Source organism: Caulobacter segnis (genome assembly GCF_003243465.1).
GTDB lineage: Bacteria > Pseudomonadota > Alphaproteobacteria > Caulobacterales > Caulobacteraceae > Caulobacter > Caulobacter segnis_A.
In genome coordinates, this window is record NZ_QFQZ01000105.1 from 1 (window position 1) to 12,318 (window position 12,318).

The 12,318-nt window shown below is 69.5% G+C and carries 12 protein-coding genes; 2 read left to right on the forward strand and 10 right to left on the reverse strand.

What is annotated here, in order from left to right:
• Nucleotides 1-296: 296 nt before the first annotated feature.
• From DI526_RS21390 to DI526_RS21435, 10 genes are all read right to left on the reverse strand, one after another.
• Nucleotides 297-638 carry a DUF559 domain-containing protein gene (locus DI526_RS21390; RefSeq protein ID WP_304282384.1) on the reverse strand — a complete coding sequence of 114 codons (342 nt, stop codon included), beginning with the start codon at nt 636-638 and terminating at the stop codon, nt 297-299.
• Nucleotides 639-842: 204 nt separating this feature from the next.
• Nucleotides 843-1,361 (reverse strand): glycine cleavage system protein R, encoded by a 519-nt coding sequence (locus DI526_RS21395; RefSeq protein WP_304282387.1) that lies wholly within the window; start codon nt 1,359-1,361, stop codon nt 843-845.
• Nucleotides 1,362-1,414: 53 nt separating this feature from the next.
• Nucleotides 1,415-2,557 carry a flavodoxin-dependent (E)-4-hydroxy-3-methylbut-2-enyl-diphosphate synthase gene (gene ispG / locus DI526_RS21400; RefSeq protein ID WP_304282390.1) on the reverse strand — a complete coding sequence of 381 codons (1,143 nt, stop codon included), beginning with the start codon at nt 2,555-2,557 and terminating at the stop codon, nt 1,415-1,417.
• 181 nt (nt 2,558-2,738) lie between these two features.
• Complete coding sequence (locus DI526_RS21405; protein WP_304282394.1) at nt 2,739-3,833, reverse strand: RodZ family helix-turn-helix domain-containing protein; 1,095 nt, start codon at nt 3,831-3,833, stop codon at nt 2,739-2,741.
• 187 nt (nt 3,834-4,020) lie between these two features.
• A complete protein-coding gene (gene ptsP, locus DI526_RS21410) occupies nt 4,021-6,285 on the reverse strand; it encodes a phosphoenolpyruvate--protein phosphotransferase (RefSeq protein ID WP_304282396.1) in 2,265 nt (754 codons plus the stop codon).
• Between the two features lie 230 nt (nt 6,286-6,515).
• Nucleotides 6,516-6,914: a hypothetical protein gene (locus DI526_RS21415; RefSeq protein WP_304282399.1), complete on the reverse strand. Its 399-nt coding sequence runs from the start codon at nt 6,912-6,914 to the stop codon at nt 6,516-6,518.
• A 226-nt stretch (nt 6,915-7,140) separates the two neighbouring features.
• A complete protein-coding gene (locus DI526_RS21420; RefSeq protein ID WP_304282402.1) occupies nt 7,141-8,088 on the reverse strand; it encodes a DMT family transporter in 948 nt (315 codons plus the stop codon).
• A 67-nt stretch (nt 8,089-8,155) separates the two neighbouring features.
• The gene (locus DI526_RS21425; protein WP_304282404.1) at nt 8,156-8,887 is read right to left on the reverse strand and encodes an AraC family transcriptional regulator; all 732 of its coding nucleotides are present in this window, start codon (nt 8,885-8,887) and stop codon (nt 8,156-8,158) included.
• 18 nt (nt 8,888-8,905) lie between these two features.
• Entirely contained in the window at nt 8,906-9,370 is a 465-nt protein-coding gene (locus DI526_RS21430) for a hypothetical protein (RefSeq protein WP_304282408.1), read from the reverse strand.
• A 186-nt stretch (nt 9,371-9,556) separates the two neighbouring features.
• Nucleotides 9,557-10,804, reverse strand: coding sequence for an aspartate kinase (locus DI526_RS21435; protein ID WP_304282410.1), 1,248 nt, complete (start codon nt 10,802-10,804; stop codon nt 9,557-9,559).
• Between the two features lie 169 nt (nt 10,805-10,973).
• Here DI526_RS21435 and ubiG point away from each other — a divergent pair, with 169 nt between their 5' ends.
• Both ubiG and DI526_RS21445 read left to right on the forward strand, forming a co-directional pair.
• The gene (gene ubiG, locus DI526_RS21440) at nt 10,974-11,732 is read left to right on the forward strand and encodes a bifunctional 2-polyprenyl-6-hydroxyphenol methylase/3-demethylubiquinol 3-O-methyltransferase UbiG (protein WP_304282412.1); all 759 of its coding nucleotides are present in this window, start codon (nt 10,974-10,976) and stop codon (nt 11,730-11,732) included.
• A gap of 37 nt (nt 11,733-11,769) precedes the next feature.
• Nucleotides 11,770-12,156: a hypothetical protein gene (locus tag DI526_RS21445; RefSeq protein WP_304282415.1), complete on the forward strand. Its 387-nt coding sequence runs from the start codon at nt 11,770-11,772 to the stop codon at nt 12,154-12,156.
• The last annotated feature ends 162 nt before the right edge of the window (nt 12,157-12,318 follow it).

Consider the following 12,318-nt stretch of genomic DNA (forward strand, 5'->3'; position numbering starts at 1 on the left):
GTTTCAGCGAAGCCCCCTAGCAGCCCCTTCGAAGGCTCTTGGAACGTATATCGGGAACTGCGAAACTGACTGTCTAATTCCGCCCTAGACGGCCCCGTGGGCCGTTTTCACGAGACAAGCCATGGCGCCGATTTTTTCCGGGCTCCCCCCGTCAAAAGCCCCGCAGCACAAGGCGTTGTCCCACATCATCCCGTTTGGTCCCGGCCCATCCCGGTCACTGCGGATCTAAATGTCTGGCCTCACTGGAGAGAGGGAGGGGCCCGTCCCGACGACGGTCGGGATGGGAGGGTGAGAGGCTACTGCCTGCCCAAACGCAATACCGAAAGGATCTCGTCCGCCGTTCCGCCGGGGTCCGCCAGCACCCGCTCGTTCCTAAAGCGCTGGACGAGATAGCCGATGAGCGCCAGGGTCTGCGTGCGGCGGCCATCATAACCCTCGCGCCCCTCATGGGCGGGGCCGTCCAGTTCCACGATCACCCTCGCGGACTCGCAGACGAAGTCGGCGAAGTATCGGTCGATCGGGTGCTGGCGCAGGAAGCGAAACCCGCCGAGGCGGCGATTGCGGACAAGGCTCCACAGCGTCTTCTCGGCCAGGGTCTGATCTCTGCGAAGGCGACGGGCGGTGGCGATCCGGTCCACGGCTGGAGCTTGAGCCGGTCCGGGAGCGCGCTCAACGAAAGGAATCCTGGTTTTCCGCCGGGCGGTGAAGCCTCTCACCCTCCCATCCCGACTTCCGTCGGGACGGGCCCCGCCCTCTCTCAAAGAGAGAGGGGTTTTGCGCAGGGTCCGACGAGGGTTGAAGGCTCGCCTTGACCTCGGCTCCGTTTCCGGACCTGCCGCCCCCTACCCCGCCGGGCTCAGCGCGATGTCGACCATGATCTCGCCGGAGATCGCCTCCAAGGCGTCCTGAACCGCGCCGGCGCTCACGCCCGGCGGCAGGCGAAGGCGGGCGTCGAGGTGGAACAGGGGCGCGCCCTGGTGTGGTTCGATGCTGAGGCGCGAGCCGAAGCTCTCGATGTTGGCGCCCAGGTCGCTGAGCACGCCAGTGACCTGGTGGACGATGCCCGGGCGGTCCTGGCCGACGACGCCGAGCTGGAGCAGCTCGCCGGTGGCGACGGGCGCCGCCACGGTCGGGGCGATCCGCACCTCCAGACCGTGGGCGTCCACCGCCGAAACGGCGGCGCGCAGGGCCTCTTCCTGGCCGGCTTCCAGTTCGACCAGCACCGAGCCGACATAGAGACCGCCCAGTTGGCTGAGATGGCTCTCCAACCAGTTGCCGCCGGCCGACAGCACGGCGCTGGCCAGGGCCTGGGTGAGGCCGGGCCGGTCGCTGCCGACGACGCTGAGGATCAGGGTGGTCATGAGGGCTCTCCCAGAAGCCGCGAGCGCGTGACGCCCGTTCTTATTCCGCCGCCTTATTCCGCCGCGAGGGTGGCGCCGGCCGCCTTGGCGGCCTGGATCTCGGCGGCTTTCTTTTCGACCAGCTCGACGATGTGGTCGATCATGCCGTCGTTCGACTGCTTATGGTCGGGCTTGCCGGCCATGTAGACCATGCCCGCTCCAGCGCCGCCGCCGGTGAAGCCGATGTCGGTCATCAGGGCCTCGCCCGGGCCGTTGACCACGCAGCCGATGATCGACAGCGACATCGGCGTGGCGATGTGGGCCAGGCGCTCTTCCAGGGTCTCGACGGTCTTGATGACGTTGAAGCCCTGCCGCGCGCACGACGGGCAGGCGATGATGTTGACGCCGCGGTGGCGCAGGCCCAGCGACTTGAGGATATCGAACCCGACCTTGACCTCTTCGACGGGGTCGGCGGCCAGCGACACGCGGATGGTGTCGCCGATGCCGGCCCACAGCATCGAGCCGATGCCGATCGAGGACTTCACCGTGCCGGTGCGCGTGGCGCCGGCCTCGGTCACGCCCAGGTGCAGCGGGCAGTCGATGGCCTCGGCCAGCTGGTAGTAGGCCGCGACGGTCAGGAACGGGTCGGACGCCTTCACCGAGATCTTGAACTCGTGGAAGTCGTGGTCCTGCAGGATGCGGGCGTGGTTGAGCGCGCTCTCGACCATCGCCTCGGGGCACGGCTCGCCGTACTTCTCGAGCAGTTCGCGCTCCAGCGAGCCGGCGTTGACGCCGATCCGCATCGAGCAGCCGTGGTCGCGGGCGGCTTGAATGACGTCGCGCACGCGGTCGGGGCTACCGATATTGCCTGGATTGATCCGCAGGCAGGCCGCGCCGGCCTCGGCGGCCTCGATGCCGCGCTTGTAGTGGAAGTGGATGTCGGCCACGAGCGGGACCTTGGCCTCGCGGGCGATGGTCTTGAACGCCTGGGTGCTCTCGACGTCCGGGCAGCTGACGCGGACGATGTCGGCGCCGGCCTCCTCCAGCTGGCGGATCTGCTCCAGCGTCGCCTTGGCGTCGCTGGTCAGGGTGTTGGTCATCGACTGCACCGAGATCGGCGCGTCGCCGCCCACCTCGATGGAGCCCACGCGGATCTTGCGCGATGGACGACGCGTGATCTGGCGCCAGGGACGGACGGACGTGTGGTCAGCGGACATGGCGGTAATTTAGAGGGTGTTGGGGGCGGATAGAAGGCCCTGAACGCCTCCTTCTCCCCTTGCGGGAGAAGGTGTCGCCGGCAGGCGACGGATGAGGGGTCGAACGGCGACGTCGGATGGGGTGTTCAACCCCTCATCCGTCCGCTTCGCGGCCACCTTCTCCCGCAAGGGGAGAAGGGACTTATTGAGGCTTAGCCACCGGCACCGCCGGCGCCGCCTGCGCCACCGCCGGAGCCGCAGGAGCGACCTTCGGCGCGGGGATCAGCTTGCTCAGCGCGCTGGACGCCGACGGCAGGTGGCTGACCAGGGCCCCGGCGTAATAGACCTCGAACGCCATCGGGTCGGAGACGTCCGCCACCAGGCCCGGCGTGCGGGGGGCGCGATAGGCGTCGCCGGCCGCCAGGGCGCGGGCGAAATAGACCTGGCCGTCGAAGCCGCGCACGACCAGGGTCCCGGCCTTGCGCGCCTGAAGGACGACGCCGGAGCCCTCGCCCTGCGCCGCGCCCAGCATCACGCCGCGCGGCTTGAACGGCGCGCCGACCTGGACCTGGTGCGCGGGATCGACGACGCCGGCCCGGGCGGCGGCTTCCTCGCGGGCCTTGGCGGCGGCCTTGGCCGCGTCGACCGAGCCGCCATTGGCGGCGGCGTCGTCGAGGCCGGGGGTCTTGTAGGGCTCGGGCGTGGTCGACTCGACCGGCGCCGGCAGCGGCGCGCCGAGGGCGACCTGGCTGTTGTTGGCGTGGGCCTGGACCTGAGTCGAGGCGGCCGGCGGAGCGATCTGCGGCGGCGGGGCGTCCTTGGCGATGGCCCGCTGGGCGACGTTCCACAGGAAGATCGCGCCGACCACCAGCACGCCGCCGGCCAGGATCAGGCCCAGGCGAGGGTCGCGCTCGCGGCGCACGCCGACCGGGGCGCGCAGCTCGCCGCCGTCATCGGGGGCGTCGGCCTTGAAGCGGGCGACGGCGGCGTCGGCGTCCATGCCGAGAATCGCCGCATAGGCGCGGACATAGCCGATCGTGAACGGGCGCGACGGCAGCTCTTCCAGCCGCAGGGCCTCGAGCGCCTCGATATAGCTCTGGCGGATCCGGGTGGCCTCGGCGACGTCCCGCAGGCCAAGGCCTCGCGCCTCGCGGGCGGCCTTCAGGGCCGCGCCGATGTCGGCGGGTTCCGGCGGCGGCGGCGGGGCCGGCTCGGGCTCAGCGACGGCGAACGTCGCCGGGTCGATCTCGACCTCGTCGAGATGCAAACGCTCCACGTCGCCCATGTCTCGCGGCATACTGACCAAGCGCCCCCGAAAACCGCCTGAAACTGAATTCGTGTGATGCAGATCGACGGCGAAGCCTGGACGCTTCCGCCGACTCCATCATGCACGAAATCGTTAAGGAGTGTTTGTGGGTAGCAAACTAAGTATCAGGATTCAATGTACTTACCGGCGCCGCTTTCCCTAACGGGATAACGCCGTTCTACACAGCCACGTAGAGCTTGCGCGCCAGGGTCTCGATCTCGCCGCGCAGGGATCCGCCCGAGCCCTTCAGCAGGGCCTCGACATTGCGGCGGGCCGCCTCGCGGTCCAGCGACAGGACCATCTGCTTGACCGGGCCGATGCCGGCCGGCGGCATCGAAAGACGGTCAAAACCCAGCGCCACAAGGGCGAAAGCCTCCAGCGGACGCCCCGCCATCTCGCCGCAGACCGACACCTGGGTGCCCGTATCGGCGCAGGCCTGCTGGATCGTCTTCAGCGCCCGCAGGGCCGCCGGCGACAGCGGATCATAGCGGTCCGACACCTTCGGATTGCCCCGATCGGCGGCGAACATGTACTGCATCAGGTCGTTGGTGCCGACCGACACGAAGTCGGTCATCGGCAGCAGCGCGTCCAAATGCCACAGCAGCGACGGGGCCTCGATCATCGCCCCGACGTCCAGGCGCGACGGCGAGGGACGGCCGCGCTTCAGGGCCCAGGCGATCTCCTGGTCGACGAAGCTGCGCGCGGCGCGGAACTCGTCGACATTGGCCACCAGCGGGAACATCACCCGCAGCGGCCGGCCGTTGGCCGCCTTGATCAGGGCGCGGATCTGCATCCGCAGCAGGGCCGGACGGTCCAGGCCCATGCGCACCGCGCGCCAGCCGAGCGCCGGATTGTCCTCGCGCTCCAGCTCCATGTACGGCAAGAGCTTGTCGCCGCCGAGGTCGAGCGTGCGGAAGGTCACCGGCATGCCGTTCGCCGCGTCCAGCACCTTCTCGTAAAGCGCCGTCTGGGCCTCCAGGCGCGGCAGCTCCTCGGCGACCATGAACTGGAACTCGGTGCGGAACAGGCCGATGCCCTCGGCCCCGGTCTCGCCGAGGATATCGAGGTCGACGGCCAGGCCCGCGTTCATCAGCAGGGTGACCTTGGAGCCGTCCTTGGTGATCGGCGGGGTGTCGCGCAGGCGGGCGAACTCGGCCTTGCGCTGGGCGCGGACCTCCATCCGCACCTTCAGCGCCTTGACCACGTCGGGGCGCGGGCGCAGCCAGGCTTCCTGCGTCTCGGCGTCGACGACGACGGGGTCGCCCTCGCTGACCCTGTCACGCAGGCCGGCGAGGCGCCCGACGCACGGGATATCGAGCGCCCGGGCCACGATGCCGGCGTGGCTGGCGGCGCTGCCTTCCTCCAGCAGGATGCCCTTCAGCTTGGTGCGGTCGTATTCCAGCAGGTCGGCGGGACCCAGGTTCCGGGCGATCAGGATGGCGTCGTCGGGCAGGACCCGAACGTGGTGGACGTCGCCCGACAGGTGGCGCAGCAGCCGGTCGTTCAGGTCTTCCAGGTCGTGCAGCCGCTCGCGCAGATAGGGATCTCGGGCCTGTCCCAGGCGCGCGCGGTGCTCGGAGCGGACGCGCTCGACAGCGGCCTCGGCGGTCAGGCCCGAGCGCACGGCTTCTTCCAGGCTGCGGTTCCAGCCGCGATCGTGGGCGAACAGGCGATAGGTCTCGAGCACCTCGTAGCTGGCGCCGACCAGGCCGTGCTGGCCCTCCAGCATCTCGTCGATCTGGGTCTGCAGCGCCTCGATCGCGTATTTGAGCCGCGCTTCCTCGGCCAGGGCGTCGTCGGACAACAGCTGCTCAGGCGCGACCGGCTGTTCGTGCAGCACCGCCACGCCGTAGGCCAGGCCTTCGGCGAACCGCGTCCCCTTCAGCCGCTCGGGCCGGTGGGGCGCCAGCTCGACGTCCTTCAGCTCGTCGGCGCCGAGGAGTTCGCTGGAGCTGACCATCTCGGCCAGCACCATGGCGATGATCTGCAGGTCCTCGACCTCCTCGTCGTCATAGACCCGCTCGGTGCGGTTCTGGACGACCAGCACGCCGATCGCGCGGCCGCCGCGCAGCAGCGGCACGGCCAGGAAGGCGTGGTAGGGATCTTCGCCGGTTTCCGGGCGGTACGAGAACGACGGGTGGCTGGCGGCGTCGGACAGGTTCAGCGGCCGGCCCAGGCGCATGGTCTCGCCGACCAGGCCCTCGCCCGGCTTCAGGCGCGTGACGTGGACGGCGTCGCGCGACAGGCCCTCGGTGGCGAAGAGTTCGAGATCCCCGGACGCGCGGCGCAGATAGATCGAGCAGACTTCCGCCACCATCGAGATGGCGATGGTGCGCACCACCATGTCGAGCTTGGCCTGGGCGGGGCCGCCCCCGGCCATGGCCTCGCGAATCTGCCGAAGCAGGCTTCGCGGTCCTCGAACGGCGATGCCAGATGCCGCCATGAGCCTTTAGCGCGCTCCCTAACCCTGGAACGGCGACTCGGCTTGCCGCCGCGTCCGGACCGCTCCGTCCTCCAGAGGGGGCTATAGCAGATTTCGTCGCCGCGATACCCGCCCCGCGCAACGGAACGACGTTTAGGTGCGGCGGCACGAAAAAGCGCCGCCCCGGTCCGGGACGGCGCAGTTTGCTCGCGGGAGGAGGGATCGAGACTCCGACGAGGAAGGCTCAGCGGTTAGCGGCGATAGCCGTAGGCGTAGCGGTTGTCGTAACGATAGTCGTAGCGGTCGTTGCGACGGTCGTAGCGGTCATAGGCGTAGCGGTCGCCGCGATAGCCGGCGTTGTAGTAGCGGTTGTTGTCGTAGCGCGGGCTGTAGCGGTAGCCGTTGCTGTAGCGACGGTCGTACTTGTCCTTGGCCGTCGTCGCGCCCAGGGCCGCGCCGGCGACCGCGCCGATCGCCACGGCGTCCCCCTTGCCGTCGCCCAGGGCCGCGCCGGCGACGCCGCCGATCACCGCGCCCAGGATGGCGCGCTCGGTCTTCTCGCCGGCGAAGGCGGCGGTGGCGGGGGCGACCAGGGCGCCGGCGACGGTGACGGCGATCGCGGTCTTGGTGAACTTGCCGATGGTCTTCATGGCGGGTCTCCTATCTCTGTTGATAGGTGTTGTAGGCCCCTGTCCCTGAACCCGATCGGGACCGGCCGTTCAGGTGGGGTTTAGGTTGGGAAGAACGGCCACCAAAACCCGTGTCATCCCGGCCGAAGCGTAGCGAAGAGCCGGACCCAGGGGCGGTGCGCACAGCGCTCTTGCAACCCCTGGGTCCCGGATAGCCTCTGCGAGGCTTCCGGGATGACACGAGAATTTAGGCTTGATGCAACGCTTGTCCGCCGGGGGCATGCCGCCGCGCCGACCACAGCACCCCGGCCAGCATCAGCACGATCGCAAGGCTCTCCAGCGGGCGCGGCCAACGCCCCTCGTGCAGAAAGCCGTACAGCAGCGCGAACACTGTCTCGAACACGATCAACTGGCCCGACAGCGACAGCGGCAGGAGGCGGCTCGCCGCGTTCCACAGGCCGTTGCCGATCACCGAGGCGCCGATGGCGACGGCGAAGCTGACGCCCCAGAACAGGCCCCAGGCGCTGGCCGCGTGCGGCGCACCGCCCAGCGCGAAGGCCGGGACCACGATGACCAGCGAGAGCAGGCCCGTGGCGACGCCGGTCAGCAGCGACCACTCGTGGCTGTTGAACTTGGGCGTGGCGGCCAGGCGACGGGCGTTCCAGACGGCGTAGGCGGTCCAGACGGCGAGCGCCAGCAGCGCGCCCGCGAGGCCGACCAGAGTCCGCCCCATCCCCGCGCGTCCGGCGGCGGCGAAGGCGTCCAGGTTGATGCAGACCCCGCCCGCGACGATCAGGGCCGACGGCGCGATCAGCCGCCGCAGCGGCGTCCCCTCTCCCGGGCGCGCGCCCACGAGGGTGATGGTGACGGGCAGGAGGCCGATGACCAGCGAGGCCAGGGCCACGCCCGCGCTCTGCACGGCGACGGCCAGACCGACATAGTAGACCAGGTTGCCCAGCAGGCTCAGCAGGAAGAGGTCGCGCCAGTCGCGGCCGTCCATCCGGGCCATGACAGCCTTCCAGCTGGGCGCCAGCAGCACCGCCGCGGCCAGCCCATAGGCCAGATACCGCCCCGCCGTCGCCTGCAGCGGCGTGAACGCCGAGAGGAGCCTCGGCGCCAGGAACACCCCGCCCCAGAACGCCCCGGCGATCACGCCGCACAGCAGGCCGAGCAGGAGGTTGCGGGAGGGGGTCATGGGGCCTGGTTAGCAGCGGCCGAGCGCTCCGGCTTGGCGAAAGCTCCCGGACGCTTGGTCAAGGCTCCTACCGCTCCCTCCGCCAAGCCGCCGGCGTCACGCCCAGCGCCGCCTTCATGCGTTTGGTCAGGCCGCTCTGATCGCCGTGTCCCGTGCGGACGGCGATCTCGGCGATCGACAGGCGGGTGTCAGATAGCAGCCGCTGGGCCGACCGCAGCCGAACATCGACCAGGGCGGCGTGCGGCGTCGTGCCATAGGCCTCGGCGAAGCGGGCGAAGAAACGGCTCTGGCTCATGCCGGCTTCGGCGGCCAGCTCACGGACGGTCAGCGGCTGGTCGAAGCGGGTCTCGATCAGCGCCATGGCCCGCGCCAGCCGCGGATCGACGGCGAGCGGCGCGGCCGACAGACCGCGCAGCAGCAGCGGCGTCCAGAGGCTGGCGACGCCGGTGTCGATCGCCCCCGGCGCCTCGCCGGCCAGGAACTCGAGCAGCCCGCGCACCGCGCCGCTGACCGGCGCGAAAGGTCGCTCGCGCAGCCGCTCGAACGGCTTCATCAGCGCGCCGCCGATGTCGGCCACGACGAACAGGTTCTCGCCGCTGGCGGCGAAGGCGTGGCGCGTCCCGGGCGGCACGACCGCCGCGCGGCCCGGATCGACCCGCCCGCCCCGGCCGTCGATCTCCATCTCCAGCACGCCCCGGCGCGGCAGCACGATCTGGTCGAAGGCGTGGGCGTGCGGCGGCGCGTCCTCGCCATAGCGGCGGAACGACAGCTCGGCGGGCGCGGTCAGGGCGTGGGCCATGCCGCCACTATAGGGGGATCAGCCGTGTCCGGGCAGGGCCAGCGGCTGGCTGGCGTCCGCGACCAGGCGCCTTGCCTGCTCCAGCGCCGCGTCGATGTCGCTTTCGATGAACTCGACCTCGAGGTCGGTCAGCGGATGCGGGGCGGCGATGGTGCCGCGCAGGTACTCGCGGCGCTCGGCCTCGTTCATCGCCCACCAGCCGACGGTGTGGCCTTCCTCGATCACCGCGTCGCCCATCGCCAGCAGATCGTCGGTATCGAAGATCGGCTGGCCGATCTTTTCGGGAAAGCGCAGCTCGGCGTCGTTGACCACCCGGTCCAGGCGCTTGAGCAGCGCCGCCAGCCACGGGCTGACCAGCAGGGGCTTTTCGTAGCCGTCGCCGAACTTGGCCCGCAGCAAGAGGTCGAACAGCACCTTCAGCCCCTCGTCGCCCGAAAAGGTGACGGTCTTGGCCTCGGGATCGAACTTGAAGATGTCGGACATGAGGGCTCCGTGAGGATCGCGCCCTCATAACGTCCGAACGCGACGTTTTGTAGAAGGGGATCGCGAAGCCCCCTCCACCAGCTTCGCCGGTCCCCCTCCCCCATGAAGGGGAGGAAGGAAGGAGATTGCGCCTCCCCCGTCATGGGGGAGGTGTCGCCGAACGGCGACGGAGGGGGCCGCTCAGCCTTACAGCTGGTCCAGCCCGTACACCGCGTGCAGCGCCCGGACGGCCAGTTCGGTGTAGGCCGCGTCGATCAGGACCGAGATCTTGATCTCCGAGGTCGAGATGACCTGGATGTTGATGTTCTTCTCGGCCAGGGCCGCGAACATCGACTGGGCCACGCCGGCGTGACTGCGCATGCCGACCCCGATCACCGAGACCTTGGCGACGTCTTCGTTGACGGCCACGTCCTCGAAGCCGATCTCGGTCTTGGCGGCCTGGACGATCTCGACCGCGCGGGCGGCGTCACGCTTGCCGACCGTGAATTCCATGTTCGCGGTGGCGTTGGTGCGGGCGCGCGACTGGACGATCATGTCGACATTGACGTTGGCGTCGGCGAGACGGCCGAAGATCTGCGAGGACACGCCCGGATGGTCGGGCAGGCCCAGCAGGGTGATCTTGGCTTCGTCGCGGCTGTAGGCGACGCCCGAGACGATGCGCTTTTCCATGATTTCTTCCTCGTCGCAGACGATCGTACCTTGGCCCGGGGCTTCGCCCGGTTCGACGAAACTGGACAGCACCCGCACCGGGACGCGATGGGCCATGGCCATCTCGACCGAGCGGGTCTGCAGAACCTTGGCCCCCAGCGAGGCCATTTCGAGCATCTCCTCGTAGGAGATCTTGGCCAGGCGCTTGGCCTTGCTCTCGATGCGCGGATCGGTCGTGTAGACCCCGTCCACGTCGGTGTAGATGTCGCAGGCGCCCTTCACGGCGGCGGCGATGGCCACGGCCGAGGTGTCCGAGCCGCCGCGGCCCAGCGTCGTGATGCGGCGCTTGGGCGTCACGCCCTGGAAGCCGGCGATCACGGCGATCTCGCCGCTGGCGAAACATTCCTCGAGGTTCTCCGGCGGGATCTCCTCGATCCTCGCGCGGCCGTGGGCCTCGTCGGTGATGATCGGCACCTGCCAGCCCAGGAACGAGCGGGCCTTGTGGCCCATGTTGCGCAGGGTCATGGCCAGCAGGCCGGCGGTCACCTGCTCGCCCGAGGCGACGACGGCGTCGTACTCGTCGTCCGACTCTGGCAGGCCTTGCGCGGCGCGGCCGGCGCCGTCGGTCCAGGCGACCAGTTCGTTGGTCTTGCCCGACATGGCCGAGACGACCACCGCGACTTGCTTACCCGTGGCGACCTCGGCGGCGACCAGGCGCGCCACACGGCGGATGCGCTCCAGGTCGGCCACCGACGTGCCGCCGAACTTCATCACCAGACGTGACACGTCCTTGGTACCTCGACACTTGGTTATTTCTTGCGCCCGCGCGGCCGGATCGCTCCCCCACGCGCAAGCGAAGCGCCTTCTAGCGGGGCGCTGGCGCAACGGCAATGTCGTGCGGCTGTCTTTTTTGCGGGAGCGTGGCGAGCGTCGGCGTCCGTGCTAGACAGGCCACATGACGCAAGCCGCCCCCGCCGCCCCCTCCTGGAGCATCGACCCGGCCGACGTGGCCCGCTTCTCAGCGATCGCCGCCGAATGGTGGGATCCCAACGGCAAGTTCGCGCCGCTGCACGTGTTCAACCCTTGCCGCCTGGCCTTCATCCGCGAGCAGGCCCTGGCGCGGTTCGGCCGCGACGGGGACGCGTGCGCGCCGTTCGACGGCCTCACCCTGCTCGACATCGGCTGCGGCGGCGGGCTGCTGAGCGAGCCGATGGCGCGGCTGGGCTTCTCGGTGACGGCGATCGACGCCTCGGAAAAGAACATCAAGACCGCCGCCACCCATGCCGCCGAGCAGGGCCTCGAGATCGGCTACCGCCCCGCCACCGCCGAGCAGCTGCTGGCCGAGGGCGCGGGGCCGTTCGACGTCGTCCTGACCATGGAGGTCATCGAGCACGTCGCCGATCCGGGCGAGTTCCTGCGCACCTGCGCCAAGCTGCTCAAGCCTGGCGGGATCATGTTCGTGGCCACCCTGAACCGCACGCTGAAGGCCCTGGCCCTGGCCAAGATCGGCGCGGAATACGTGCTGCGCTGGGTCCCGCCCGGCACCCACGACTGGAAGCAGTTCCTGAAGCCCGAAGAGCTTCGCGCCTTCCTGGCCGGCGAGCCCGTCGCCATGCAGGGGCCGTTCGGGGTCAGCTACAACCCGCTGACCGGCCGCTGGAGCCGCTCGTCCGACACCGACATCAACTACATGATGACCGTCACCAAGGATTGAGTCAGACTGACCTTGCGATGTACGCGCGAGGTGTCTGATGTCCCCGTTATTGGTCCTGCTGGTCTCAGCCATTCTTCCGGGACCGATCAGCGGCGACTTCGATCACGACGGCAAGACCGACACCGCGCGGCTCACGCGTGGGGACAACGGCGCCTATGTCCTGGAGATCGCGCGCGGGGCGGCTCCAAAGGCGCCTGTCCGGATGGACCTCGGCCGCTATGCTCCCGACTACATGGTTCCCGCCAAGAACGGCGGCGTGGTGGCGACCTCTTGCGGCAAGGGCGAGGGCGCCAAGACCGAGCCATGCCCTCGCAAATCGGTCCAGGTCACCCGCGGCGACCTGCTCGTGGGTACGGCCGAGGCCAGCGAAAGCGTCTTCATCTGGGACGGCCAGACCTTCCGCCGGGACTGGCTCAGCGACTGACGCCGAGAGCCGCAAATCCCGTGTCATCCCGGAAGCCTCGAAGAGGCTATCCGGGACCCAGGGGGTCAAGGAGCGCTGCGCCTGCCGCCCCTGGGTCCCTGTGTATTGCGAAGAAGGTCAAGCCTTGGCTTGATGGTTGGCGGGCGTAGCTCGTTGGGTCCC